Raw genomic sequence first — 25,670 nt, 5'->3', positions numbered from 1 at the left:
CTTTGCCCCCTTTTTATAATGGCTTAATCTCCATTACTATTTATATTCAAAAACTCAATTTTAATATCTTCAATTATTTCAAGGACACTGATGTCTTCCGACTCCTGCCCTTTTTTATAGATGGAAAGTAGAATGTTTTGTAATTTCTCTTGTGTGCATTTATCTCCTATAGACATAATTTAGACTCCTTATAAATAATTGCTCTTGTACAAAATACCCAATGCGATGACATGTTCATAGTAAAAGTAAACTAAGTAGAAAATAAAAATCCCATAATAGAGGAATTTTTGATCTTTTTCTTTTACTAACCTGACTACCCAAGCAATTAAGATTAAATTGTATAGGCCAAAGTAAATAGTAAATCTTGCAAATATCCAATTTTGCGAAGCAATTATCATGAAGATCAGATTCAATACACAGAGATTGACAATATAATCACTATTGGGGAAGATATCTCTAAGCTTCCCTCTGCCTAAATACGCGATAAATAATGGCGCAGCATAAACTACTACCCTTAGGATACTGGCGCCACCTTCCGAGAACTCGCTGTAATGTCCATATTGGGTATCTTCCAACGCACTAAAAAGTATGCTTGAAAATTGGTTATACCCAACCACGACAATCATAGCAAGAACTAACAAAGCAAATGTAGACTTGGTCCAGGCTTTTCTCCTAACTAAAAAATAAATAGGAATAAGTATGAGTGCACTTTGATGAAAGGTGGAGGCAATTAAGACAACTACAATGAATTTTTTCCAACTTCCATCCATGATGTATTTTGTCGCTGCAAAAATAATGGCTGCAGCAAGAAATTGTCTTATGCCATTCATGGAGACTAAGAACAAGCCACTAGTAATATAAACAAAGAGACTCATTTCAATCATTCTTGAGTATTTATAAAGGATAATGACAATAAGTAAATTTGTAATCAGCGCTGTAGAAAAAATTAGGATTTGAGGGTCGCTTGAGAACATTTTTAATAACATTTGAAGAAATACAAATCCTTTATCTTTTTGACTTATTACAAATTCCCATGTAAAATCATGTAACTCATATGCATGCCTATAGAAATATGTATCACCAATATTAGTACGTAATCCCGATACCAGTATCAGAGACAACGTAGCCAACATTGTCATATACCTATTTGGTTTAATCTCAACAGGCGAGTAAATGGTAGTTGCAAGAATTGGTGATGAAAAGTAACGTGCCCCAAATGACAGCAGAAACACTACTAGCAGGTTAAGATAAAGTATGGTCATTACAACTTCCCTTTCTAAAAAGGACCTACTATGCCACTTTGGTTTTTGTTATTATGTATAAATACAACAGTAAACCGAATGGCAATGCAATTGCAGTAAGAGCTTTATTAGGCACTTCCTTTAGAAATACTTTGTTTTTGCTCATTAAACTGCTGGATACATAGTGAACAGCTTGCCTTAGCTTGAATGTGAAACTGGCGAATGGCAGTTTCATCAACTCTTTACGGTAAAATGCAAACCCCTTAGGGTTATTTCTATATTGCTTTAACATATTTACAGAGGATCCATCCGGAAGATACTCCACTATACATAGAGGCTCATTCATAATCAATAATTTATATTCTTGATCCAGTTTATAGTATTTATAGGCCAAGCCTATGTATCTCTCATCTTTAAAAATGGGATAAGGATACTTTTTGGTTAATTCCGTCCTGTACACGAGCTTTTTATCTCCCTTAACTCCATACTTGTTATACAGGTTAAATAGGGTAGATGTTTGCAAGTTTTCAGGTAATATTGTTCCAATGAGTTGACCATTTGTAAAAAGGTCCAACCCAACTATTCCACTAACTTTTTCGCTTCCATTTCCCTTCCAGAATCTCACTATTTTCTCAACCGCATCATCAGGCATATAATCATCTGAATCAATACATACATTTAATTCCGTCGTAATGATTTCATACGCTGTATTATGGGCCCCGTGCATGCCTTGATTCTCCTGCCAGATGTACACTATTTCTATATGATTTTCTTTTTTCCAAGAGTCGACTAATTCTTGTGTACCATCTGTTGACCCGTCATCAATAATCAGCCAAGTGAATTCTTTGTTTGTTTGATTTTTTAAGCTTTCGTAGCATTTTCCGAGACAGTAACTTCTATTAAATGTAGGTGTAAAAACCGTTAATAATTTCATTCTCCAACCACCTTTATATAGCCAAGTAGAATCCCTCTGACCAGGATGCTGTATTTTTAATATCATAGCCACGTACACTTAAAGCTGATGCTGAATCAATGCGACGGGGGGAGGGACAGTTTATCTGCATCGTTATTTTCTCAATCCATCGGTCTTTTTCCTTCAATGGCAAGAAATTAACCAATCCTAACCCCATATCAACTTCTTCTGTAATGACATCAGATATTAAACAAGGAATTCCAGCACCCTGGGCCTCAATTAGAGTTACAGGTAAACCCTCATACAAGGAAGGCAACACAAACAAATCAGTTCCTTGGAGCAAGCGCGGTATATCACTTCTTATACCTGTGAATATGACTCGTTCATTAAGATTTAAATTACTAACCTTCTTTTCCATATCCTTCCTTAAAGTTCCATCCCCAACTAATAAGAGATAGGCATTATTATTTTGTTCTGCTATTTTTGCAAAAACATCCAATAAAAAGGGGTGATTTTTGGGAGCGTTAAACCGCCCAATATGACCTATTAAAAAGTCGGAACCTTCTAACTGTAATTCTTCCCTAACCTGATTCCTCAACAATGGAGAAAATTTAAAAGTTTCAGGCTCTATACCATTTCTAAGAATCATTGTATTTTTATCGTTTGCTTTGAAGAGCCATTTTGCTGCTTTTTCGGAACAAGCCATAAAGTGGGTCGCACATGATAAAATATCTTTTCCAACATACCATTTGTATAGTTTTGCTAAAGAGTTCCCTTCACTACTCGTACTATGACTATGCGCGATTCTCGTAGGTACATTATTTTCTCTAGCAACTCTCAATACTATCCCACTCATTTTATCCATGTGTGAATGAAGGATTTTATACTGTTTGTTTGCTTTAAAGAAATTGTTTAGTTCCCTAATATAACCTTTATGTCCTACATCTGTTACGTAAGGAATTCGATGAACCATTCCTCCCAGGTTCTTAATTTCTTGATCAAAGCTTCCTTCTTTACAAGTCAGAAAATCAAACTGTATTTTTGTATGATCAATATTCCTGTATAGGTTCATGAGAAGAGTCTCCGCTCCGCCCCGATTCATGTTTATGACAGCGTGGAGTACTCTTATCGGGCTTCCCATTGAACCCCCTCCTGTTCTTGCATATTCTTTTTGTAAATATTGGCAAGCTGAAGACGGACCGCTTCTTCGTTAAATTTGTTTAGAATTAGCTTTCTGCCGTTCAAACCCAATATTTTTCTTTGTTCGGTTTTGCTATAGAGTTTTTTCCATGCGTCTGAAAAATGTCTACTGCAGTTCTCTTTTAACAAAAAACCATTATACTCCTCATACACCAGTTCCCGGTGTCCGCGGTTGTCACTCGCAACAACTGGTAGCCCACAAGCCATAGCTTCCATAATATTCACCGGAAGGCCTTCACGGAAGCTGGATCCTACCGCGACGTCACATGCTGGGAGGATCTGGTCGATGTCTTTTCTGAATCCCAGGAACTCCACTTGGGACGATACCCCAAGTCTTTCAGCCAACTTTTCACATTCTGCCAATAGTTTTCCTTCTCCTGCAAGCAAAAGACGAGCTTTGGGAAGCTCGTCTTTCAGGTTTGCCATGGCTTGTATGAGAAGCTTTTGATTTTTATTCTTATTGAATTCTCCTGCATAAAATAGAAGAAAGTCATCCTGCTTGAAGCCAAGCTTGAGTCGACGCTCTTTTTTCTGCTTTACTGTGAATGGTTGGAACCTTGTTGTATCGACACCCACTCCATTTACCAAGTCGATTCGGGCAGCTTTAAACCGATTATCAACTGCCAGGATGTAGTCTTCTGTATTGATGGTAATCAAGCAATCCGTTAAGCGAGCCAGTAACTTCTCAATAGGATAGTAGATGATCCAGTTTAATAATGGAGCACCTTTACAAAAATGAAAACCATGTGCAGTGTAAATAACTTTTGTCCCTGCCTTTCTGGCATTCCTTGAAGCTAGACGGGCCACCACCCCTCCAAGTGGGGTGTGACAGTGAATAATAGAATATTGGTTTTCAGCTATGAGAGTTTTTAATTCCTTGTACGCTTGGATATTTCCTACATTTAAAGGTGATCGTTGAATTGGGATATTGTATTTCTGATCAGTAAATGGCAAAGAGATGGTCCCAGATGCTGCAACATGAACTTCCCACCCTTGTTCTTTGAACCATCTCATCGTAGGAAGATGGAAGGCTTTAAAATGGTAATCGACCGTTGCACAAAACAGAATTTTTTTAGCCATTATCATCACCCACTATTTAATTGTTTCCCTATTCATAACACCAGAAAGGAACTCCAGTAATGGATACCTCAAATCTTCATGCTTAAGGGCAAATTCAATCGTTGTCTCAATAAAACCCATCTTTTCCCCAACATCGTACCGCTTTCCTTCAAACTCATAGGCATAAACCGCTTCAAAATGATTCAATGCGGCGATTGCATCTGTTAGTTGGATTTCTCCTCCTGCTCCAGGTGATTGTGTTTCAAGGATGTCGAAAATCCTTGGTGTCAGGATGTATCTCCCCATGATGGCGAGGTTGGAAGGCGCCTCTTCCAATTTAGGTTTTTCTACTAAGGCATTAATGTTATAAAAGCGGTTGTTGATTTCTTTACCATCTACAATCCCATATCTGGATACTTGTTCCGGATTTACACTTTGAACTCCCAATATACTGGAGCTGAATCGATCGTAATGATCCATCATCTGTCTTAGACAAGGTGTATCTGATTGGATAATGTCGTCGCCAAGCAAGACAGCAAACGGTTCATTCCCGATAAACTTCCGCGCGCACCATATGGCATGACCTAACCCTTTTGGCTCCTTCTGGCGTATATAATGAATATCCACCATCTTCGAGGATTTCTGCACTTCATTTAACAGCTCCACTTTCCCTTTGTTCAATAAGTTCTGCTCAAGCTCAAATGAATGATCGAAGTGATCCTCAATTGCTCTTTTCCCTTTTCCTGTCACAATAATAATGTCTTCAATTCCTGACTCAATTGCCTCTTCCACAATATATTGAATGGTTGGCTTATCCACGATTGGCAGCATTTCTTTTGGCATAGCCTTTGTTGCTGGAAGGAACCTGGTTCCAAGGCCAGCTGCCGGTATTATTGCCTTTCTTACTTTCACTAGTCTCACTCCCTCATTTATCCTGTTACCGATAACATCACTTTTGATACTGGCTGCTCTTCCTCCACTACTTTTCTGTTTGCCAGACTCAGTAATGTCTCTCTGATATGCTGGCTTTCAGATTCTTCAAGTGTTTCAAGCAGCTCCTCGATTTCGTTCATATATAACTGGGATGTTTTCCCGATATAAATCTTTGGATAGACTTGTTTTTCTTGTAATTCATTTTCGTTTAATAGTTCTTCAAAGAGTTTCTCTCCTGGTCTGACACCTGAATATTCAATGCCGATATCTTCCACGGAATGACCGGAAAGCTTTATAAGATTCTTTGCCAAATCAAGTATCTTTACAGGTTCCCCCATATCAAGGACAAAGATTTCTCCGCCCCTGGCAAGGCTACCTGCCTGGATAACCAGCCTGGAAGCTTCGGGTATGGTCATGAAATACCTGATCATATCAGGGTGAGTAACCGTAACCGGCCCCCCAACAAGTATCTGCTTTTTGAATAATGGAATGACACTTCCACGACTACCTAACACATTTCCAAATCGTACAGCAATGAATTTCGTCGTGCTCTTTTTATCAAGGTCCTGGATGATCATCTCCGCCAATCGCTTCGTTGCCCCCATCACGCTCGTAGGATTGACTGCTTTATCGGAAGAAATCATGACAAAGGTGTGGACGTTGTTCCAATTGGCTGCAAGAGCCACATTTTTTGTTCCCATTACATTATTCTTTACGGCCTCTTCCGGATTCCTTTCCATCAAAGGTACATGTTTATGTGCTGCAGCATGATAGACAATATACGGAGAGTGTTTTTCCATCACCGTGTTCATTTTCTTACTATCCTGTATATCTGCAATTTCTGTGATGAATTCTATTTTTGTATTTTTATATGTCTCTTTTAGTTCCATTTCAATGGAGTAGATACTATTTTCACCATGGCCTAGCAAAATAAGTTTGGCCGGATTAAACATTGAAACCTGGCGGCAAATTTCTGACCCTATAGATCCACCAGCCCCAGTAACTAGGACTACTCTATTAGTGATGGTTTCTGAAATACTATTAATATCCAATTCTACCGGTGGTCTTCCCAACAGATCCTCCACTTGCACATCTCTGAAATGGTTCACAGAAACCTTGCCTGTCATTAGATCTTCCAACATAGGAAGTGTTTGAGTCTTTGCCTTCGTTTTTCCACATTCCAGGAATATTTTATGCAGTTCTTTCTGATGCAAAGAAGGTATAGCTATAACGATATGATCTATTGCCAAATTTTCGACTGTATCTGCAATATCCTGTTTAGAGCCTACAACAGGGATACCCAAAATATCCAGATTTTTCTTTTTTACATCATCATCTATAAAGGCTACCGGCTGTAACTCAGAAGCGGGGTTATTTAATAACTGTCTAGCTACCATTCTTCCTGCTGCGCCAGCTCCCACAATCAGTGTTCGTTTTACAGAATCCTTTTTAATTAGGTAGCTGTCTCTTACTATCCTCCAAGCGAATCGAGATCCACCAACACAAACCAGGTATATAAACCAAGTTGATATTAGAAATCGCGTTTGGATTCCGTCTAGTATAAGAAGTTGGACTGTAGCTGTAATAAGTGTGCTTAACGTAACAATCTTAATAATTATGTATAATTCCCCCACACTCGCATACTCCCATGCCTTCCTGTACAGCTTATACTTGTGAGAAATCAATGAATGCCCTAGTAATAAAGAGATAATGGAAAAAAGTAAAGTTTGATTATTTCCACCGATATAACTACCGGTTGCAAGAAAATCACCTAATATGATAGCGAGAAAAAGTAATAATAGATCTGTAAACAATAAGCAAGTTAATCTGATAAAACCTGTCAATTCCTTTCCTCCCTCCTGAAAATGGTTATAGTTTAAATTCCTTAAGGATAGATCGAAGACTACTTCGGTTCCATTCCTAAGGAATTTAATTAAACATGGGCATTCAACCCGCCCTCACACCACACTACCGACAACTTGTGTCTAAGGCTGTTACACCCACAGCATGATCGAGTGCCTCCATTGATACCGGCAAGGAGACATCGCCGTTATATAGTACTCAAGTTTCTTAATTAAGAACGAAAGGTTTAAAAAAATTTATTCAGTAATCCTCTAGGCTTCGCATTCAATATGACACCAAGCAAGTTTGCCTTGGCGATTTCCAAAGCTTTCTTTGCTTCTAGTGCGAGAGAATTTTCCGTCTTACCATTTTTAACGACGAGGATGACTCCATCACATTTACTGGCAAAAATCCTCGTATCATTTCCTTCTAGGGCTGGAGCTGAATCGATAAGTATGTAATCAAAGGAGCTTGATATCACTTTAAGAAGTTGATCCAAGGTGGTGGATTTGAATATTTTTTCTGTACTATATGGGATAGGTCCGGCTGTTAATACTTTTAATCTACCAATATTTGTTTGGTTGACGGTTTCCTCAAATGTTTTTTGCCCAGTCAGGATATTAGTCAAGCCCATCGTATTTTTTATTTTGAATACCTTATGCAAGGTTGGCTTTTTTATGTCTGTATCGATAAGAAGCACAGTTTGGCCGTTTTCTGCTAAGGCAGCTGCCAGATGAGTGACGATGGTCGTCTTTCCTTCTTTATAACTTGGGGAAGTGAATATGAGCGTTTTACATTTATTTTCAAAGGATGAAAATTCGACATTCAACCTAATTCTTTCTATCTCTTCAATTAATGATTGAGGTGTTTGTTTGATGTTACGTTTAAAACCTTTTTTAAATAGATTTAGATTCACTGACGTCACCTCTTACATAGGATTCACTTTTTTTCTCTTTATTGTTGGAAAGTATTTTCTTTTTATATTTTGAAACAGTTCCAAGTACAGGAACTTCCAATAAATTTTCCAAATCACGCTCGGATCTTATTTTGTTATCGAGACTGTCCAGTAAGAAAATGAATCCAATCCCTATAATGATACCAAGCACAAATCCTATTTGTATTAAACGGTTGGATTCTGGATTTATCGGCTGCTGATTTTCCTTTACAGTTGCAGGTGATAGTATTTCAATTGATTTGAAATCCAACGTGCTCGCCACTTGGGTTTTAAAAACTTCCGCTGTTTTGTTCGCAATTTCAGCTGAGCGATACGGATCAGAGTCAATTACTGCTATTTTTACTATTTGCGAACTTTCTACAGTATGAACACTGATTTGATTACTTAAGCTTTCCATGGATCTCTGCAGGTCAAGTTCCTGAATAACCGACTGTAGCACAGGAGGCTCTTTTACAAATACTATTAGAGTGTTAATAAAGCTTGAACTATCTTGAATAAGTAAACTGGCGGATGTTTGGTAAAGGGGTGTCGGCTTGGAAATTGAATTGTAAAATGCTGATGCGGCGGTTGTTATCATTACTATTAAAATCAGTATCCATGACTTTTTTATAAGCAACTTAATTATTTTACTGATTTCTATTTCCTTTTCTCTCCCAGTATTCATTACTTTCGCCTACTTTCTTGTGGAAAAAACATTATGCTTTATTAAGAACAACTCATGTAAAAAAATTTACAATATTAAACTTAACCAAATTATAGTTCATTATATAGAACGTGTCAACGAACATTTACTCTTCTCTTCAAATTACTCTATTAAAATCACTTTTACTTAGTGTAAGTGTAAGTTTCTTCTTTACAGCCTTCAGTTTTTGTCTCTCTAAATGTCGATTTGCCATGGAATTGCTCTGTTCAGTAAGATCGTATTTGCAACCGGGACATTCCCAACTCCCAAATTCATAACTACTGTAAGAGTTATGCTTGCATCTGGCGCAAATTTTCATGTACATAGAGGTTCTCATCCTTATTTAATGAATTTTGTTAAGAATTATATACCATTTTGTTCTTAATAAAAAACATTAAATCTGTTCATTTTTTCATTATAAAGAATACTTTTCGTGTATTAGCTTCTTTATTCGCTCGTTTTCTAAATATTTCGTTTTTCACAAAGAACAAGTGGTGCTATATAATGAACGCTATACATAAAAATAAGGAGATAGATAATGATAGGAGAGCGGATTAGAAAGCTAAGGAAAAGCAAGGGGTATTCGTTAAGCGAGCTTGCTGAAAAAGCTGGCGTATCAAAATCATATTTAAGCTATTTAGAACGGGATCTTCAAACAAATCCTTCGTTGCAGTTTCTTCAGAAAATATCATTAAGTTTAGGGACAGACATAGAATATCTACTAGATGGGGTATCACTTGCTAAAGTAGAAAAAAACCGAAATATCGTAGATGAGGAATGGAAAAAATTAATCCAGAAAGCCATCCGAGAAGGTATGACAAAAGAGGACTTCGTTAAATATCGTGATTATCTCCAATTTCAAAAATGGCAAATGTACAGTCAAAAAAGTAGTAAGGAGGAAGGCACAAGTGGCTAATGATTTAGATTCGGAATGGGTCGATTTAATACTTGAAGCTAAAGAAATAGGTTTGACAGAAGAGGAAATAAGGAATTTTTTTATGGAATCAACAATTCGAGAGGTATTAGTCAATAATTAAGGATTAATATTTTGAAATATAAAACCCGGATTATGAATGCTGACTAAGCAGTTCATACATCCCGGTTTTTTTTGTCTCAAAAAAGGAAAAGAAAAAGGGATTCATATAAATCCTTCACCAATTCTAGTATTATATACATATAATTTATTTTTAAGGATGTTTTATATGAAGGAATTAAGTGGGTTACCCAATTTAAAAGTATATCGCCTTGTAATGGGTGCGGGAATTATATTAATGATTCTGGGCGTTCTGCTTACGTTCTTTACTCAGGAGCATTTAGGAATCTCCTTCTATCTCCATGCTGTAGTGGTAGCGGTAAATGCCATATTGATTTGGGTTTATCCTAAAAAACAGACAGCTTTGATAAGAACTAGTATCAATGTTATGTTGGCAATCTATTTTTATCTGATGTTTGTGATTTATCCATTTACCTTATCCCCTATGCTGATTATCTGTTTCATTCCGGGGATTGCCATTCTATTTTTCAATAAAAAGCTCTTCTACTTCTCATTGTATGGAAATGTTGCTGTAGTTTTATCGTTCATGATCTATGTTATTTTGGTGGATAAAGGGGAAGTTTACTATCTATTTCATAAAGACGTGCTAGGATATGCTATCAACTTCTTGGCTAGTCAGGTGATGCTTTTGTTCATTTTTCTGCTACTGGAGAAACGCATTGAGAATCAAAAGCTATACTATGAGCAGATTCAGAAGGATGAACGGCTGAAGACAACCGGACAACTTGCCGCTGCGGTTGCCCATGAAATCCGGAATCCGATTACAGTTGTACAGGGGTTTCTGCAATTGTATGGCAACGACCAGCCACAGGAAAAAAGGAAGCATTATGAATTGATGCTCGAGGAACTGAAAACGGCGGAACGAGTCATCTCGGATTTTTTATCATTGGCAAAGCCTAGTGATGTGGATTCGGAGGTTGTGAATATAAAGGAATCACTACATAATGTATTGGATTTGATTAAATCGTATGCATTGATGGAAACGATTCAAATCCGCCTTATCGTGGAGGATGACTGTGAAATATCCTGCAGCCTGCTGGAGTTCAAGCAGCTTTTTGTGAATATTTTCAAGAACGCTATTGAGTCATCCAAAGCTGGGGATACCATTGAAGTCAAGGTGAAAAAAGAGCAAGATATGGTGCAAATTGTTGTTTCCGATCATGGGGTAGGGATGACGGAGGAACAGTTGCAGATAATTGGTACTCCGTTCTATTCTTTGAAAAGTAAAGGAACCGGACTTGGTCTGATGATTTGCTTCAATATCGTGAAAAAGTATAATGGAACGATTACGTTTGATAGTCATGAAGGTGTCGGGACAGACGTGACGGTTTCATTTCCTATTATAAAATAGTAAAAACCACTCTCCTATTGGAAAGTGGTTTTTATTTATTAAGCGAAGTATGCAATTGTCAGTGTTAGGATGAAGAATAACACGGAAAGAACAACTGTTGTACGGTGTAGAATAAGGTCTAGACCGCGCGCTTTTTGTTTACCGAAAAGTGTTTCCGCTCCTCCGGAGATTGCTCCAGAAAGACCGGCACTTTTACCGGATTGAAGTAAAACAACTGCGATAAGTCCTAGTGCTACAATAATAAGTAAGACAGTTAATAAGATCGTCATGAAACCTACACCTCCTGCGAACGCACATATAACATTACATTAAATGTACCACATAATGACAAGGGGGACAAGAGGAAATGCGAATCGTTAGGATCGATGGGCAGTTCAAACTTTTTTACGCATCCTCATTAAAAAAATTTCTTTGTTTCATTGAAAATCGGACTTTTATCGACATTTCATTTTTCTCAAATGCACTTCCCCTATCCAGTACAGTTTTATCTCTGTAATGACGATTTGATGAAACGAGCGTCATTTGGCTGAAAGGAAAAATAAGGTTCATTCTTTATAAAGAACATGTTATAATTTATAAAGAACAGAAGAAAACTAAAAGATCTATATTTTAGATTTTCGGAAAGTGGAGGAAGGGGAATATGAATTGAAAAAGCTATTTTTAAATTTTTCTTATGCCAATGGATTATTAAGTGGTAACATCTCAACGATTTTAGATTTTATCCGTGGACTATCTGCAATTTTAGTACTAATGGAACATTTAAGTTCAAGGTTATTTGTAGGATATGGAAATGTTGAAAACCCAACTTTTTTTATTAAATTTCTCTACCGTAATTAAGACTCCATAAAGGAGCATTGGAACCATAGACAGGTACAAAAATATTTTGTAGAAAGAATAAGTTTCCCAAAAAACCTTGTATATTGGTGATGACATCGGTATAACCTTTTTCTCCAAAGTAATTCACAGCAATTCTATCCAAGATAAACGTAAGTACCAATGATGGTATTAAAACTACATATAATCTCGTCAACCTGTTTATTAAATACTCTTTCCATGACCATCTGTTTTCATTTATTGCTTTAAATATTGATCGGGAGATAAAAAGTCCACTAAGAACAAAGAAGATTATTACTGAAGGACCTCCTAAAATATTTAATATTTTTTAATATACATGGGAAAGTACATAAGGCTATTTATTTAGTGATTGCATGTGTAATTATAACAACAATCGGACTTCGAATGAACTTGTATTTTTTTATTTGGTTAATAGGAGCTTTCGTTCTTGTTTTACCAAAATTGAATTTATTGAACAGACGTTATATGCCTCTACTTGCTTTATTAATACTGATGGTTACTATGATGATAAGACCTCTTGTTATGACTGGAAGATTATTCACCAAAACTTGGACAGAGAATTTGTTCATAGTAGACCTTTTCCTGGGACTAGCAATTGGGTTTTTTATTTATACCTTATTCCATGTCCTTTCCGACAGAATTAAAACGATTGACCTAAGTTGGTTTGGTGAATTTTCCAAGCTAATCGCTAGCTTTTCATTCAGTTTATATTTAATACATTATCCAATCATAAATACGGTATATTATTGGGGTGCTAGTAATGGATTTTCCGGTATACAACCAAATATATTCGCTGTAATTATTGAATTAATTCTTGTGGTATCTATATGCTTCATTGCATATCTATTTTCAAAAGGCACGGAAATTCAAACTGAATTTATACGTAACTTTATTCTGGGTAAAATTAGAAGGAAAAAGACCAATCAGAATGGAAAAGCACACGATCTGGCAGGTTAATTGGAAAAGAAATTCCCATTTTTCCCTTAAGGATTAATCCACAGAAATTAGAAGAAGGGATCAGGTGGGACCAATATTAACCCATAAAAAAGAAGGAAGGAAAAACTAATTGTTTTTCCTTCCTTCTTTCATTTTAAGGACTTATGACAGTCCGTTAACTTATTACTTCTTCAAGTTATAAAAAGATTTCAACCCATCATAACGCGCTGTGTCACCAAGCTGGTCTTCGATGCGAAGTAGTTGGTTGTATTTTGCTACGCGGTCGGTACGGGATGGTGCGCCTGTTTTGATTTGGCCGGAGTTTGTTGCTACGGCGATGTCGGCGATTGTGCTGTCTTCTGTTTCACCGGAGCGGTGAGAGATGACTGCTGTGTAGCCAGCGCGTTTTGCCATTTCGATTGCTTCGAAAGTTTCTGTAAGTGTTCCGATTTGGTTCACTTTGATTAGGATGGAGTTACCGATTTTGCGCTCGATACCTTCAGCCAATTTCTTTGTGTTTGTTACGAAAAGATCGTCCCCAACAAGTTGAACTTTGCTTCCGATACGCTCAGTTAGAAGCTTGAAGCCTTCCCAGTCGTTCTCGTCCAAGCCGTCTTCGATAGAAATGATTGGATATTTTTCTGCCATTTTTTCGTAGAAGCTTACCATTTCCTCAGAAGTGTATACTACGCCTTCACCTTTAAGGTGGTATTTGCCGTCTTCTTTGTTGTAGAACTCAGAAGCAGCAGCGTCCATTGCTAGCATTACTTGCTCGCCTGGTTTGTAGCCAGCTTTTTCGATGGCTTCGATGATTGTTTGAAGTGCTTCTTCGTTGGAACCTAGGTTTGGAGCGAATCCGCCTTCGTCACCTACAGCAGTGTTCAAGCCTTTAGCGCTTAATACTGATTTAAGTGCGTGGAAGATTTCAGCGCCCATACGTAGCGCTTCTTTGAAGTTTTCCGCACCAACAGGCATTACCATGAATTCCTGGATGTCTACGTTGTTGTCAGCGTGCTCTCCACCGTTGATGATGTTCATCATTGGTACTGGAAGAGTTTTTGCGTTGAATCCGCCTAAGTATTGGTATAAAGGAACTTCAAGGAAGTCAGCTGCTGCACGTGCTACTGCCATGGAAACACCTAGGATCGCGTTTGCACCTAATTTTCCTTTGTTTTCTGTTCCGTCAAGTTCGATTAAAGCTTCGTCGATTGCCACTTGCTCAAGAACATCGAAAAGACCTACTAGTTCAGGAGCGATGTGCTCGTTGACGTTTTCAACCGCTTGCTGAACACCTTTTCCTAAGTAACGGGACTTGTCGCCGTCGCGTAGTTCAACTGCTTCGTACTCACCAGTTGATGCTCCACTTGGTACTAATGCGCGTCCGAACGCACCTGATTCTGTGTAAACTTCTACTTCGATTGTTGGGTTTCCGCGGGAGTCAAGGACTTCGCGTGCGTAAATATCAGAGATAATTGGCATGTAAAACTCTCCTTTGAGTTAAATTTATTTTTTAATTAAAGACGTTCCAGTCATTTCATTCGGTTTTGCCACTCCAAGCAAGTCTAACACTGTTGGAGCCAAATCGCCAAGAATACCGCCGTCACGTAATTCCGCGCCTTTGCGCGTTACGATCACAGGTACTGGGTTTGTTGTATGTGCAGTCATTGGGTTGCCTTCTGTCGTGACGACTTCATCGGCATTTCCGTGATCTGCGGTGATGATGGCCACACCATCTTTTGCAAGAATGGCATTTACCACTTTTCCTAAGCATTCATCTGTCACTTCCACAGCCTTGATGGTTGGCTCAAGCATTCCGGAGTGCCCGACCATATCAGGGTTTGCAAAGTTCAGGATGATGGCATCATGTTTGTCCGCCTCTATTTCGGCTAGGAGTGCGCTTGTTACTTCATAAGCACTCATTTCCGGCTTCAGGTCGTAGGTTGCCACTTTTGGTGAGTCAATCAAGAGACGTTCCTCACCAGGGAATCCATCCTCACGTCCACCGCTCATAAAGAAGGTAACATGTGGATATTTTTCCGTTTCGGCAATACGCAGCTGCTTCAGGCCGTTTTGGGATAGTACTTCACCAAGAGTATTATCCATTCCTACCGGCTTGAACGCTACATATCCGTCCACGGTTTCACTGAAATGTGTAAAGCAGACGAACATCAGGTTGTACGGGTGCTTCGGTCCACGGTCGAAGGAACGGAAGTCCTTGTTCGTGAACGTGTTGGAAATCTGGATTGCTCGGTCCGGGCGGAAATTATAGAAAATTACCGCATCGTCCTCCTGGATGGTGGCAACAGGGCTTCCATCTTCTTTTGTCATGACAGATGGAAGGACGAACTCATCAAAGATTCCGTTGTTGTAAGAGTCATTGATACATTCCATCGCATTGGAGTAGGCCGGGCCTTCTCCGTATACCATGGCGCGGTATGACTTTTCCACTCGATCCCAGCGCTTGTCACGGTCCATGGAGTAATAGCGCCCAGAGATTGTTGCGATTTCCCCGACTCCAAGATCAAGAAGCAGTTCGTTCAGCTGCTTGATGAACTCAGGCGCGGACTTAGGTGCAACATCGCGGCCATCCAGGAAACCATGGATATACACGCGCTCCAGCCCTTCTTTTTTTGCCAGTTTTAATAAGGCAAATAGATGCTGGATATGGCTGTGAACCCCACCATCGGAAAGCAAGCCGAAGATGTGCAGGTTCTTGCCGTTCTGTTTTGCATGGTTGATGGCATTCAGGAAGGTGTCATTTTCATAAAAATCACCTTCACGGATGGACACATTCACACGAGTCAAGCTCTGGTACACGATGCGGCCTGCACCGATGTTCAAATGGCCCACCTCGGAGTTGCCCATCTGCCCTTCCGGTAGTCCGACCGCTTCCCCGCTAGCCGTCAATTCAGCATGGGGATACGTATTCCAGAAATGATCGAAGTTTGGTTTATTCGCTTGCGCAACGGCATTACCCATTGTTTCTCCGCGCAATGCGAAACCGTCCAAGATTATTAATGCTACTGGCTTTTTACTCATTCTTACCTGCCTCCAAAAGCTGTAAGAAAGATTGTGCCTCTAAGCTTGCTCCGCCTACAAGCGCTCCATCAATATCGGATTGCGCCATGTATTCAGCAATGTTTGTCGGCTTTACGCTTCCGCCGTACTGAATGCGGACTGCATCTGCTGCAGCTTGGTCGAATTCAGAAGCGATGACACTACGGATATGTGCGCAAGTTTCGTTTGCATCTTCAGCAGTGGAAGACTTGCCTGTTCCGATTGCCCAGATAGGCTCATATGCAACAACTGTCGTTTTTACTTGATCGGAAGTTAAGCCTGTTAAAGCTTTCTTCACTTGATCTCCAACGATGTCATTGGTTTTGCCTGACTCGCGCTCTTCCAATGTTTCTCCGCAGCAAACGATTGGTACTAAACCGTGTTTGAATGCAGAAAGAGTTTTCTTGTTTACTGTTTCGTCTGTTTCAGCGAACATTTCACGACGCTCGGAGTGACCCAGAACGACGTAAGAGACACCGATATCCTTTAATGCTACAGGGCTGACTTCTCCTGTAAAAGCTCCGCTATCTTCAAAGTGCATGTTCTGTGCACCGATTTTAAGATCTTTGCCTTCTACATTAGTTACAAGACGCTCCAAGAATAATGCAGGTGCACATACAACCGCGTCCACTTTATCCGGAGAAGGTACAAGTCCCTTTACCTCTTCCACAAAGCTTGTCGCTTCAGAAAGCGTTTTGTGCATCTTCCAGTTACCAGCAATAATTGGTTTACGCATGGTATCCTTCCTTTCAAAGCCAGATTTTATCATGCTGTATTACTTATCGTTTAACGCCACTACGCCAGGAAGCTCTTTGCCTTCCATGAACTCTAGGGACGCACCGCCACCAGTCGAGATATGGCTCATCTTGTCTGCAAGGTTGAACTTTTCAACCGCAGCAGCTGAGTCTCCTCCACCGATGACAGAGTATGTATCCTTTGCTTCTGCCAGGGCTTCTGCTACAGCTTTTGTCCCGCCGGCAAATGCATCCAGTTCAAATACTCCCATTGGTCCATTCCAGATAACAAGCTTGGATTTTTTGATGACATCTGCGTAGATTTCACGGGATTTAGGTCCAGCATCCAGGCCTTCCCAGTCACTTGGAATTTCTTCAATAGGAACCACTTTTGTGTTTGCATCGTTAGAGAAATCGTCTGCTACCACTACATCCACAGGAACATAGAAGTTTACGCCTTTTTCTTTTGCTGTTTCCATGAACGATTTAGCCAGATCAATTTTATCTTCTTCCAACAGGGACTTTCCAACATCATAGCCTTTTGCTTTGATGAATGTATAGGCCAGTCCACCACCGATGATGATGTTATCTACTTTGTTCAGCAGGTTTTCAATCACACCGATTTTATCTTTAACTTTCGCTCCACCAATGATCGCCGTAAATGGTCGATCTGGATTGGAAAGTGCTTTGCCTAGTACTTCTAATTCTTTTTCCATTAAGAGGCCTGCTACTGCCGGTAAGTGCTGAGCAATTCCTTCTGTCGAAGCATGTGCACGGTGAGCTGCACCGAAAGCATCGTTTACGTATACATCAGCAAGTGCTGCAAACTCCTTCGCAAGTTCCGGATCGTTTTTCTCTTCACCAGGATAGAAACGTACGTTTTCAAGTAAAAGAACGTCTCCCTCGCTCATTTCGCTTACCATGTTCTTTACTGAATCACCGTAAGCTTCATCCGCTTTTTTCACATCTTTACCAAGAAGCTCCTGTAGACGGGCTGCTACCGCGTTTAAGCGAAGCTCTTCCACTACTTGCCCTTTTGGACGGCCCAGGTGGCTCGCAAGCAACACTTTCGCTCCTCCATCAACCAAGTGCTTGATGGTCGGCAATGCTGCACGGATACGAGTTTCGTCCGTTACTTGTCCGTCCTTCATCGGTACGTTAAAGTCCACGCGGCAAAATACGCGTTTGCCTTTTACGTCGATGTCACGAATACTTTTCTTGTTCATCTTCAAACGGCCTCCCTTAAAAGGAATTTGTAGTTTTTCAAAAACATGAAAAGAGGGAGGGGGTGTGTTCCCCAATCCCCCTCTACTTCACATTTCTTATTATAGAATGCTTTCGCGGTTTATTCCAAATATTTTAGAATTAAAGTCCTTTAGAAGCGATGTACTTCGCAAGGTCAACAACACGGTGAGAGTATCCGCTCTCGTTGTCGTACCAAGAGATAACTTTTACCATGCTGCCTTCCATTACCATTGTAGATAATGCGTCGATTGTAGAAGAATCAGGGTTACCGTTGTAGTCACCAGATACTAGTGGCTCTTCGGAGTAGCCAAGAATTCCTTTTAATTCGCCTTCAGCCGCTGCTTTGAATGCTGCGTTCACTTCTTCAGCAGTTACGTCCTTGTCAAGTTCAGCAACAAGGTCAACAAGGGAAACGTTTGGAGTTGGAACACGCATAGCTCCACCGTTCAATTTACCTTTTAGTTCAGGTAATACTAGGGATACCGCTTTTGCAGCTCCTGTAGACGTCGGGATGATGTTCTCAGCTGCTGCACGGGCACGACGGTAGTCTTTGTGTGGCAAGTCTAAGATCTGTTGGTCATTTGTGTAAGAGTGAACAGTTGTCATCATTCCACGCTTGATACCGAACTTGTCGTTCAATACTTTCGCGAATGGCGCTAAGCAGTTAGTCGTACAAGATGCGTTGGAGATAACGTTGTGGTTAGCTGCATCGTACTTATCTTCGTTAACACCCATTACGATTGTGATATCCTCATCAGATGCAGGAGCAGAGATGATTACTTTCTTCGCGCCAGCTTCCAAGTGTTTCGCAGCGTCTGCACGCTTTGTGAAGAAACCAGTAGATTCAACAACGATGTCTACTCCAAGCTCGCCCCAAGACAATTTCGCTGGGTCACGCTCAGCTGTTACTTTGATTGTTACGCCGTCAACAACAAGGTTGTCGCCGTCCACTTTCACGTCAGCAGCCAATTTGCCGTGAATGCTGTCATATTTTAAAAGGTGAGCAAGCATGTTAGCGTCTGTTAAGTCGTTAACTGCTACTACTTCTACCTCAGAGTTCTTTAATGCTGCGCGGAATACGTTACGTCCAATACGTCCAAATCCGTTAATACCAATCTTTACTGCCATGTTAATTTCCTCCTTAGTATGCTAAGAAATTTTTATTATTAAGGGTTGTTACTCCCTAATTAACTCTTTTGCGGCTCCTTCATCCGTAATCAGGATGGTGTGGGGAGCTTTTTTTAAATATGCACGGATCGCCTTTGCTTTCGATGCGCCACCCGCTACTGCAATCACACATTCTATCTTTTCCAAATCTGCCAACTGCATTCCTACGGTTTGAACTTTATGCACTACTTCCCCGGCTTCGTTAAAATAGTAGCCGAAAGCTTCTGCGACTGCATGTGCCTGTTCAATTTTCTGCATATTTTCCGGTGCTGTTTTACGGCGCTCTGCCATTGTTTTAGCGTCTCCAATTCCATGAATAACCATACTAGAATTTTTGATCAGCGAAATCACTTCTTTTATCGATGGTTCCTCTATCATGGACTGATACGACTCGTGACTGAGCGAATCCGGAATATGGAGCAATCGATAGTTGCCCATCGCCTTTTCTGCCATCGTCGCGCAGATCGTATTTGCCTGGTTCTGCACCTTTTCGCCAAGCCCGCCACGTGCCGGGACAAAAAGCAATTCACGGTTTTTCGCGTCCGGCTTCATCATTTCTGCGACGGAGGAAATAGTTGTTCCACCAGCCACTGCAATGATATTTTCGTCATGGAATCTTTTCCGCATCGTATTTACGCACGCCCGACCCATTTCTTTTTTAACCCAAGGGGATTGGTCACTGTCTCCCGGAACGACGACTACCTTTGAAATCCCTAACTTTTCTTCTATTCCCGCTTCAAGCACCTTTAAACCGGAAACCTCTTTCATGATCTCCTCCAGGCTTTTTAAAAGAACGGTACCTTCTTGTGTCAGTGTCATGCCGGCAACACTTACATGAATCAGGTTTTGTGCTTTAAGGAAGTCGACTTCACTTCGCAGCACACGCTCACTCAAACCCAGACTGCCTGATAGACTTCTTCTTCCAATCGGCTGCATCAACCTTATGTAACGTAGTATTTCGTATCGTTTCTGCATAATGGAGAGAAGATCAGGCAACAATTTCTTTTGTACTTCAATAATCTGCTTCATTATAGCTTCCCCTTTAAGGTGCAAATTTTACCTGGTTGGACTCAAAATGTCCCGCTATGACATATTATGTCCCAGTAGCGGTAAAAAAAATCACCCTTGCTACAAGTTGATTGTAACAAAGGTGAAACCCTTATGCAACTAGGGTCTATCGGATTTTTTCAAGTAAACGCTTTCTTATTTCTTCTTTGTTTATGATACCGTAACCAAGCATTTCTCCATCCAATTCCACCACCGGAATCATGATCTGATATTTTTCCAGCAATGCATCGTCCTGATAGATATCCACTTCTTCAATTGAAAATTCCATCTCGCTCTGCAGCTCCTGAAGCCTGGCTTTTGCCTTCTCGCAAAGCGGACAGTCCACTTTTGTATAAAATTTCAGGTTCACTTCTCTTACACCCTTCTCAATCGTAGCGTTTTCTCATCGAGGAGCTCGGGATGTTCAATAAATCCCTATATTTCGCGACCGTCCTTCTTGAGATAGCTATATGATACTGCTTTTGGAGCAGGTTTGTCAGCTGTTGATCAGACAAAGGCTTCTGTTTATCCTCCGCCTTTACCAGTTCCTCCACAAGCTGCTGCACCTGCTTGGTTGATTTCTCTTCATCAAATCTGCCAGTCAGGCTCTGGCTGAAAAAGTATTTCAGTTCAAACAGTCCAAATGGAGTCTGCACGTATTTCTCCTTTGTCGCCCTGCTCACCGTCGACTCATGTACGTTGAGGCGCTCCGCAATATCTTTTAGTGTCAGCGGCTTCAAGAAGGAATGCCCGTTCAGGAAAAAGGACAGCTGTGCCGATACAATCTCTTCCATTACTTTAACTAGCGTGTGCTTACGATGTTCGATGCTCTTGACGATCCATTGACATTGCTGCAGCTTTTCCTGGAGGTAGGCATCCACTTCTGTTTGTGAAGAGAAACTTGATTTGTACTTCTCGTTGATCGCAATCTGGGGCACGATCTCCTCATTCAACGAAACGACGAACTGTTGATGCAGCTGTTGTACAATCAAGTCAGGAATGATATACCTTGGTTTTTCCGTTGTTTCATATAGATTCCCCGGTCGTGGATGGAGCTTCACGATTTCATCATGGACCTCCTGAATCTCCTTTAAACTGATTTCATGTTTTTTCGCCAAGGTCTTCCACGCTTTTTCAGCAAAAAGGGTGAAGTCTTCCTCCAGAATTCTTTCTGCCAAATGGGAACGCTTTGGTAATCGTCTCAGCTGAAGCAGCAGACATTCCTTTAAATCCCTTGCTCCGATTCCTGCAGGCTCCAGGCTTTGAATATTGATGATGGCCTGTTCAACCTGTAGAGTTGGAACCCTTAGCTGCTGTGCAATTGTTTCGGTTTCTTCCTGCAAGTATCCGTTCGCGTCTATATAGTCAATCATGCGTTTTATGATTTGGAGTTGGTTTGCTGGCAAACAGCTATCCAAGAGCTGATGCTCTATATGGTGATGAAGGGTTTCCCCATGCCTACTGAAATTCTCGATCGAAAAGCCCTGTTTTGCCCCTGGTTTGCTGCGCTGTCTCAGGCGCTGAACGCGAGAAGCCGCAAACTCCCTTGGAGCCTCCAATTCCTTCAGCTCTAAAAGGGGGTTTTCCAGAGATTGCTCTTGCAGAAAATCAAGCAGCTCATGCGAAGAATACTGCAGCAACGTAATGGCCTGCTTCAACTCCTGCGTCATCGCAAGCTTCAGTGTTTGTTCCTGATACAAACTTACAGATTGCTTCATTCCCATTCTCCCTTCTGTCCTTACTTTCATTTTGTCAGTCTACAGGTGCAACCGTCCGTTGCCCCACTTGGGTTTCAGTGTTTCAGTCAGAAAACGGACGCTGGCACCTTTCATCACTTCCACCTTCTTGTAAGCGCATACTTATTGTACATGAGAAACCCGATTAATTGTATCGAAAAATGTTGGAAGCCCTGCATCCCCCTATAACTATACGCCCACTTCAAGGCGGCAATGCAGAGAAGCGGGAAATAACATCTTATTGTAATAAAAGAAAGGGGCCTGACCCTCAGCGCTTTAAAGCGCTGAGGGTCAGGCCCCTGTTGTTATGTAAACAAATAGAAAACCCAGTGTGCCGACACTGGGTTGAAAGTTAAATGTTTTTCACGGCACTTGTCCGCTACATGTAATATCGTAACATAAGTTTTTGCTTGATCCCAGCTGTAAGTTTTTCCAGCCGTATGTAAGGTTGGCGCGCTCGGAGGGAATCGAACCCCCGCATGACGTGGTACCGGAAACCACCGCTCTATCCCCTGAGCTACGAGCGCTAATTTAGATTGTGTCCATATGCTATTATAGCTCGGAACCACAATTCAAGCAAGCTACAAAATCTATTTCCTTCAATTATATACAGCTATGTTAAAATTAGACTAGTATAAGATTATCTATATTTTTATTGGGGTGATTATTTTGTACATATTCTTTTATTTGCTTTACGCCTTGATGGCCATTGGTCTTGTATGCCTTCTATCCTATTTTGCCTATTCCATCATTCGGGGAAAAAACATTTCTTTTCATGGTTTATTCTTATTATTCTTATAGTCTTCATTATTTTTACTATTTGGCAAGGGCTTGATGTGCTTAACTAATTTTAAGTTGTGCTCTTTGAATTGAATTTAAAGTTGAAGTATAAAAGCACCTTCTGTCTAAACAGAAGTTTAATTCCCTCCCAGAATGGATATCATTATTACATGGAGAAAAATAGGGGTTTTTGCGATGGTTTTTATTTGACCATTATTGACCTTATATGTATGATAAAAGTACATAAAGTTTAAGAAATGCCTGTTAATTGGTTTAGGTTCCCGAATGATTTCTGTAACACTTTTTCTGTTGCGGAATCTAATACATATGAACCTAGCAAAACTCAGGTTATTACCTAATTTAAAGGAGGAAAAGTGAGATGAACTTAATTCCTACAGTTATTGAACAAACGAGCCGTGGAGAGCGTGCATATGACATCTACTCCCGTCTTTTAAAAGACCGCATTATCCTGCTTGGAAGTGCAATTGACGACAACGTGGCAAACTCCATTGTTGCTCAGCTTCTATTCCTGGCAGCGGAAGATCCAGAAAAGGATATCTCGCTTTACATCAATAGCCCAGGCGGATCCATTACTGCCGGTATGGCAATTTACGACACAATGAACTTCATCAAGCCAAACGTCAGCACGATGTGTGTAGGTATGGCGGCTTCCATGGGAGCATTCCTACTTTCTGCAGGTGCAAAAGGCAAACGCTTTGCGCTACCAAGCTCTGAAGTCATGATTCACCAACCACTTGGCGGTGCACAAGGCCAGGCAACAGAAATCGAGATCGCTGCAAAACGCATCCTATTCCTACGCGAAAAGCTGAACACCATCCTTTCCGAAAACACAGGCCAGCCGATCGAAGTAATCTCACGCGACACAGATCGTGACAACTTCATGACAGCTGAAAGAGCGCTTGAGTACGGATTGATTGATAAAGTTATTAAAAATAACTAATAGTTAGTTGAAGAACCCCTGATTCGGATGGATCGGGGGTTTTTTTACGTATTATCATCTTGTTTATTTCAATCGTGATTTCTGCAAACTACCACTTTCGCCCGGAAATTTCATTTTTCGCCCGATTTATCGAACTTTTCGCCCGAATTTTTATTTTTGCGCCCGAAAACCACTGCCTTTCGCCCGAAGAGAAGCCACTTTCGCCCGCTTCCACTTTTCTTCAGCGGCGGCATCTTCTGTGTAACTATGTTTTTCAGTTAAATCACTCATTATCCCCACATACCATTTTTTAAACAAACGTTTGTTTCACAACTCCCCGAAATCCCTCCACCACGCCTTGCAAAACTTATCCAAACAAATTAACTTATAAAAAAGGATTTTCAGTATAATGCCGTAAAACGCATCAAACAGGGTAAAAACCAGCAAATCCCTCTACCAAAATACCATTTTTTAAACAAACGTTTGTTTCACAACTCCACAAAACCGCTCAACCCCGCGCTGCAAAACTTCCTCAAACAAATTAACTTTTAAAAAAGGATTTCGAGTATAATAACTCCAAACTAAATCAACAGCCACCGCCCCAAACAAAAAAAGGACACCATCAACGGCATCCTTTTCCATTAATTTTCTTGCTGTACGTATGTGGTTAATGCTGCAATTGCATCGTCTTCGTCGTGGCCATCGGCTATCAGGGTGATGGTTGTTCCGGAACCGATTGCTAGGCTCATAAGGCCCATGATGCTTTTTGCGTTCACCTTTTTGCCGTCTTTTTCTAGGAATACATCTGATGAGAAGCGGTTTGCTTCTTGTACGAAAAGGGCAGCTGGGCGTGCTTGTAAGCCTGTTTTCAAACGAACATCTACTTGTTTTTGTACCATTATTCTTCCTCCTCTATATCTATTTATATTTTAAAATTAATGAACCGTTTCTCCTGCACGTAATTTATCGGCGATCTCATCAATTTTGCGCAAGCGGTGATTGATACCCGATTTGCTGATAGTGCCGCTGGACACCATTTCCCCAAGCTCCTTTAAGGTCACATCCTGGTAGTTGACGCGAAGTTCTGCAATTTCCCTCAATTTATCGGGCAGGATATGAAGCCCTACAGTGCGGTCGATGAAGCGGATGTTTTCGACCTGCCTGATGGCTGCTCCTATCGTTTTGTTCAGATTCGCTGTTTCGCAGTTCACGAGACGGTTGACGGAGTTCCTCATATCTCGCACGATGCGGATATCCTCGAACTTCAACAATGCTTGATGGGCACCGATGATACTTAGGAATTCAGCGATCTTCTCCGCCTCTTTCAAGTAGGTGATGAATCCTTTCTTGCGTTCCAGCGTTTTACTGTTTAAGTGAAACATATTCATCAGTTCGCACAAAGATTCGTTATGTTCATGGTAAAGTGAAAAAATTTCTAGATGATAGGAAGACGTTTCCGGATTATTCACGGACCCTCCTGCTAGAAATGCCCCACGCAAGTACGAGCGCTTGCAGCATTTCTTGGCGATTAATTCCGGCGATATGTCACGGACAAAGGTAAATCCGTCCTTCAGGATCTTCAGTTCATCCAGGATGTAGTGCGCCTGCTCGGCATAGCGAACAATGTAGACGTTATTCTTCTTCAGCCTCATTTTCTTACGTACAAGCAGTTCGACACGTACATCATATATCTTTTTTGTCAGCGTATAGATTCTTCTTGCTATCGCAGCATTTTCCGTTTGAATGTCCAATATCAATTTCCTGTTGGAAAAGGAGAGTGAACCATTCATTCGAATCAATGCGGCAAGCTCGGCTTTTACGCAACAATCCTTGATTTCAATCGTTGTTAATTCTTTCTTTGTTTCAGAAGCGTAGGACACGATTGATCACCCCCCAGTGAATAGATGTTGGGGAAGCGATGAGCCGTTTAATAGGAAAACCCC

The 25,670-nt window shown here is 40.6% G+C and carries 27 protein-coding genes and 1 tRNA gene; 5 read left to right on the top strand and 23 right to left on the bottom strand.

Annotated elements, in window-relative coordinates; all coding sequences use genetic code 11:
* Nucleotides 1-23: 23 nt before the first annotated feature.
* The 9 genes from ABN702_RS00690 to ABN702_RS00650 form a co-directional block, all read right to left on the bottom strand.
* Nucleotides 24-176, bottom strand: coding sequence for a hypothetical protein (locus ABN702_RS00690; protein WP_417898966.1), 153 nt, complete (start codon nt 174-176; stop codon nt 24-26).
* A gap of 12 nt (nt 177-188) precedes the next feature.
* Nucleotides 189-1,262: an EpsG family protein gene (locus ABN702_RS00685; protein ID WP_417898965.1), complete on the bottom strand. Its 1,074-nt coding sequence runs from the start codon at nt 1,260-1,262 to the stop codon at nt 189-191.
* Nucleotides 1,263-1,290: 28 nt separating this feature from the next.
* On the bottom strand, nt 1,291-2,175 hold the full coding sequence (locus tag ABN702_RS00680) for a glycosyltransferase family 2 protein (RefSeq protein WP_417898964.1): 885 nt from the start codon (nt 2,173-2,175) through the stop codon (nt 1,291-1,293).
* A gap of 13 nt (nt 2,176-2,188) precedes the next feature.
* On the bottom strand, nt 2,189-3,295 hold the full coding sequence (locus ABN702_RS00675; RefSeq protein WP_417898963.1) for a glycosyltransferase family 1 protein: 1,107 nt from the start codon (nt 3,293-3,295) through the stop codon (nt 2,189-2,191).
* Nucleotides 3,280-4,437, bottom strand: a complete 1,158-nt coding sequence (locus ABN702_RS00670; protein ID WP_417901011.1) for a glycosyltransferase family 4 protein — start codon at nt 4,435-4,437, stop codon at nt 3,280-3,282. The genes ABN702_RS00675 and ABN702_RS00670 overlap by 16 nt, the downstream gene beginning before the upstream one ends.
* A gap of 9 nt (nt 4,438-4,446) precedes the next feature.
* Nucleotides 4,447-5,325 carry a UTP--glucose-1-phosphate uridylyltransferase GalU gene (gene galU, locus ABN702_RS00665; RefSeq protein WP_417898962.1) on the bottom strand — a complete coding sequence of 293 codons (879 nt, stop codon included), beginning with the start codon at nt 5,323-5,325 and terminating at the stop codon, nt 4,447-4,449.
* Nucleotides 5,326-5,342: 17 nt separating this feature from the next.
* Nucleotides 5,343-7,190, bottom strand: coding sequence for a polysaccharide biosynthesis protein (locus ABN702_RS00660; protein WP_417898961.1), 1,848 nt, complete (start codon nt 7,188-7,190; stop codon nt 5,343-5,345).
* Between the two features lie 245 nt (nt 7,191-7,435).
* The gene (locus ABN702_RS00655) at nt 7,436-8,104 is read right to left on the bottom strand and encodes a CpsD/CapB family tyrosine-protein kinase (RefSeq protein WP_417898960.1); all 669 of its coding nucleotides are present in this window, start codon (nt 8,102-8,104) and stop codon (nt 7,436-7,438) included.
* On the bottom strand, nt 8,085-8,807 hold the full coding sequence (locus ABN702_RS00650; protein ID WP_417898959.1) for a YveK family protein: 723 nt from the start codon (nt 8,805-8,807) through the stop codon (nt 8,085-8,087). The genes ABN702_RS00655 and ABN702_RS00650 overlap by 20 nt, the downstream gene beginning before the upstream one ends.
* A gap of 556 nt (nt 8,808-9,363) precedes the next feature.
* On the opposite strand from ABN702_RS00650, the gene ABN702_RS00645 reads away from it, so the two are divergent.
* From ABN702_RS00645 to ABN702_RS00635, 3 genes are all read left to right on the top strand, one after another.
* Nucleotides 9,364-9,741, top strand: coding sequence for a helix-turn-helix domain-containing protein (locus ABN702_RS00645; RefSeq protein ID WP_417898958.1), 378 nt, complete (start codon nt 9,364-9,366; stop codon nt 9,739-9,741).
* Entirely contained in the window at nt 9,734-9,862 is a 129-nt protein-coding gene (locus ABN702_RS00640; protein ID WP_417898957.1) for an anti-repressor SinI family protein, read from the top strand. Before ABN702_RS00645 ends, ABN702_RS00640 begins: the two co-directional genes overlap by 8 nt.
* A 165-nt stretch (nt 9,863-10,027) precedes the next feature.
* The gene (locus ABN702_RS00635; protein WP_417898956.1) at nt 10,028-11,230 is read left to right on the top strand and encodes an ATP-binding protein; all 1,203 of its coding nucleotides are present in this window, start codon (nt 10,028-10,030) and stop codon (nt 11,228-11,230) included.
* 38 nt (nt 11,231-11,268) lie between these two features.
* On the opposite strand, the gene secG is transcribed toward ABN702_RS00635, so the two are convergent.
* Entirely contained in the window at nt 11,269-11,499 is a 231-nt protein-coding gene (gene secG / locus ABN702_RS00630) for a preprotein translocase subunit SecG (protein WP_386634630.1), read from the bottom strand.
* Nucleotides 11,500-11,875: 376 nt separating this feature from the next.
* On the opposite strand from secG, the gene ABN702_RS00625 reads away from it, so the two are divergent.
* Nucleotides 11,876-12,067 (top strand): hypothetical protein, encoded by a 192-nt coding sequence (locus ABN702_RS00625; protein WP_417898955.1) that lies wholly within the window; start codon nt 11,876-11,878, stop codon nt 12,065-12,067.
* Here the strand turns inward: ABN702_RS00625 and ABN702_RS00620 are convergent.
* From ABN702_RS00620 to ABN702_RS00575, 10 genes are all read right to left on the bottom strand, one after another.
* Nucleotides 12,045-12,329: a hypothetical protein gene (locus ABN702_RS00620; protein WP_417901010.1), complete on the bottom strand. Its 285-nt coding sequence runs from the start codon at nt 12,327-12,329 to the stop codon at nt 12,045-12,047. The two genes, ABN702_RS00625 and ABN702_RS00620, sit on opposite strands and share 23 nt — an antisense overlap.
* Before the next feature lie 875 nt (nt 12,330-13,204).
* Nucleotides 13,205-14,500 (bottom strand): phosphopyruvate hydratase, encoded by a 1,296-nt coding sequence (gene eno / locus ABN702_RS00615; RefSeq protein ID WP_417898954.1) that lies wholly within the window; start codon nt 14,498-14,500, stop codon nt 13,205-13,207.
* A 24-nt stretch (nt 14,501-14,524) separates the two neighbouring features.
* Nucleotides 14,525-16,060 (bottom strand): 2,3-bisphosphoglycerate-independent phosphoglycerate mutase, encoded by a 1,536-nt coding sequence (gene gpmI / locus ABN702_RS00610; protein WP_417898953.1) that lies wholly within the window; start codon nt 16,058-16,060, stop codon nt 14,525-14,527.
* Entirely contained in the window at nt 16,053-16,814 is a 762-nt protein-coding gene (gene tpiA / locus ABN702_RS00605; RefSeq protein WP_417898952.1) for a triose-phosphate isomerase, read from the bottom strand. Before tpiA ends, gpmI begins: the two co-directional genes overlap by 8 nt.
* 39 nt (nt 16,815-16,853) lie before the next feature.
* Complete coding sequence (locus ABN702_RS00600) at nt 16,854-18,038, bottom strand: phosphoglycerate kinase (protein WP_417898951.1); 1,185 nt, start codon at nt 18,036-18,038, stop codon at nt 16,854-16,856.
* Nucleotides 18,039-18,177: 139 nt separating this feature from the next.
* A complete protein-coding gene (gene gap / locus ABN702_RS00595) occupies nt 18,178-19,185 on the bottom strand; it encodes a type I glyceraldehyde-3-phosphate dehydrogenase (protein WP_417898950.1) in 1,008 nt (335 codons plus the stop codon).
* A 48-nt stretch (nt 19,186-19,233) separates the two neighbouring features.
* On the bottom strand, nt 19,234-20,253 hold the full coding sequence (locus tag ABN702_RS00590; RefSeq protein ID WP_386634646.1) for a sugar-binding transcriptional regulator: 1,020 nt from the start codon (nt 20,251-20,253) through the stop codon (nt 19,234-19,236).
* Nucleotides 20,254-20,398: 145 nt separating this feature from the next.
* Nucleotides 20,399-20,641, bottom strand: coding sequence for a glutaredoxin family protein (locus tag ABN702_RS00585; RefSeq protein WP_417898949.1), 243 nt, complete (start codon nt 20,639-20,641; stop codon nt 20,399-20,401).
* Nucleotides 20,642-20,657: 16 nt separating this feature from the next.
* On the bottom strand, nt 20,658-21,989 hold the full coding sequence (gene rpoN, locus ABN702_RS00580) for an RNA polymerase factor sigma-54 (RefSeq protein WP_417898948.1): 1,332 nt from the start codon (nt 21,987-21,989) through the stop codon (nt 20,658-20,660).
* A 467-nt stretch (nt 21,990-22,456) separates the two neighbouring features.
* Nucleotides 22,457-22,534: transfer RNA gene (locus ABN702_RS00575), tRNA-Arg, on the bottom strand.
* Between the two features lie 632 nt (nt 22,535-23,166).
* On the opposite strand from ABN702_RS00575, the gene clpP reads away from it, so the two are divergent.
* The gene (gene clpP, locus ABN702_RS00570; protein WP_204412509.1) at nt 23,167-23,748 is read left to right on the top strand and encodes an ATP-dependent Clp endopeptidase proteolytic subunit ClpP; all 582 of its coding nucleotides are present in this window, start codon (nt 23,167-23,169) and stop codon (nt 23,746-23,748) included.
* Between the two features lie 450 nt (nt 23,749-24,198).
* Here clpP and ABN702_RS00565 read toward each other — a convergent pair whose 3' ends face one another.
* The 3 genes from ABN702_RS00565 to whiA are packed head-to-tail and all read right to left on the bottom strand — an operon-like array spanning nt 24,199 to nt 25,607.
* Nucleotides 24,199-24,369: a hypothetical protein gene (locus ABN702_RS00565; protein WP_417898947.1), complete on the bottom strand. Its 171-nt coding sequence runs from the start codon at nt 24,367-24,369 to the stop codon at nt 24,199-24,201.
* Nucleotides 24,369-24,626, bottom strand: a complete 258-nt coding sequence (locus ABN702_RS00560) for an HPr family phosphocarrier protein (protein ID WP_386634656.1) — start codon at nt 24,624-24,626, stop codon at nt 24,369-24,371. The genes ABN702_RS00565 and ABN702_RS00560 overlap by 1 nt, the downstream gene beginning before the upstream one ends.
* Nucleotides 24,627-24,662: 36 nt before the next feature.
* Complete coding sequence (gene whiA, locus ABN702_RS00555; RefSeq protein WP_204412511.1) at nt 24,663-25,607, bottom strand: DNA-binding protein WhiA; 945 nt, start codon at nt 25,605-25,607, stop codon at nt 24,663-24,665.
* Nucleotides 25,608-25,670: the final 63 nt, after the last annotated feature.

Source organism: Bacillus haimaensis (genome assembly GCF_048270625.1).
GTDB classification, from domain to species: Bacteria; Bacillota; Bacilli; order Bacillales; family Bacillaceae_I; genus Sutcliffiella_A; species Sutcliffiella_A haimaensis.
Note: the sequence above shows the minus strand (reverse complement) of the source record. Positions and strands in the feature narration are given on the sequence as shown.

Coding starts and splice junctions, on each gene's coding strand:
- ABN702_RS00690 (WP_417898966.1), bottom strand. CDS start 176: ATGTCTATAGGAGATAAATGCACACAAGAGAAATTACAAAACATTCTA.
- ABN702_RS00685 (WP_417898965.1), bottom strand. CDS start 1,262: ATGACCATACTTTATCTTAACCTGCTAGTAGTGTTTCTGCTGTCATTT.
- ABN702_RS00680 (WP_417898964.1), bottom strand. CDS start 2,175: ATGAAATTATTAACGGTTTTTACACCTACATTTAATAGAAGTTACTGT.
- ABN702_RS00675 (WP_417898963.1), bottom strand. CDS start 3,295: ATGGGAAGCCCGATAAGAGTACTCCACGCTGTCATAAACATGAATCGG.
- ABN702_RS00650 (WP_417898959.1), bottom strand. CDS start 8,807: ATGAATACTGGGAGAGAAAAGGAAATAGAAATCAGTAAAATAATTAAG.
- ABN702_RS00645 (WP_417898958.1), top strand. CDS start 9,364: ATGATAGGAGAGCGGATTAGAAAGCTAAGGAAAAGCAAGGGGTATTCG.
- ABN702_RS00635 (WP_417898956.1), top strand. CDS start 10,028: ATGAAGGAATTAAGTGGGTTACCCAATTTAAAAGTATATCGCCTTGTA.
- secG (WP_386634630.1), bottom strand. CDS start 11,499: ATGACGATCTTATTAACTGTCTTACTTATTATTGTAGCACTAGGACTT.
- eno (WP_417898954.1), bottom strand. CDS start 14,500: ATGCCAATTATCTCTGATATTTACGCACGCGAAGTCCTTGACTCCCGC.
- gpmI (WP_417898953.1), bottom strand. CDS start 16,060: ATGAGTAAAAAGCCAGTAGCATTAATAATCTTGGACGGTTTCGCATTG.
- tpiA (WP_417898952.1), bottom strand. CDS start 16,814: ATGCGTAAACCAATTATTGCTGGTAACTGGAAGATGCACAAAACGCTT.
- ABN702_RS00600 (WP_417898951.1), bottom strand. CDS start 18,038: ATGAACAAGAAAAGTATTCGTGACATCGACGTAAAAGGCAAACGCGTA.
- gap (WP_417898950.1), bottom strand. CDS start 19,185: ATGGCAGTAAAGATTGGTATTAACGGATTTGGACGTATTGGACGTAAC.
- ABN702_RS00590 (WP_386634646.1), bottom strand. CDS start 20,253: ATGAAGCAGATTATTGAAGTACAAAAGAAATTGTTGCCTGATCTTCTC.
- rpoN (WP_417898948.1), bottom strand. CDS start 21,989: ATGAAGCAATCTGTAAGTTTGTATCAGGAACAAACACTGAAGCTTGCG.
- clpP (WP_204412509.1), top strand. CDS start 23,167: ATGAACTTAATTCCTACAGTTATTGAACAAACGAGCCGTGGAGAGCGT.
- ABN702_RS00565 (WP_417898947.1), bottom strand. CDS start 24,369: ATGGAAAAGGATGCCGTTGATGGTGTCCTTTTTTTGTTTGGGGCGGTG.
- ABN702_RS00560 (WP_386634656.1), bottom strand. CDS start 24,626: ATGGTACAAAAACAAGTAGATGTTCGTTTGAAAACAGGCTTACAAGCA.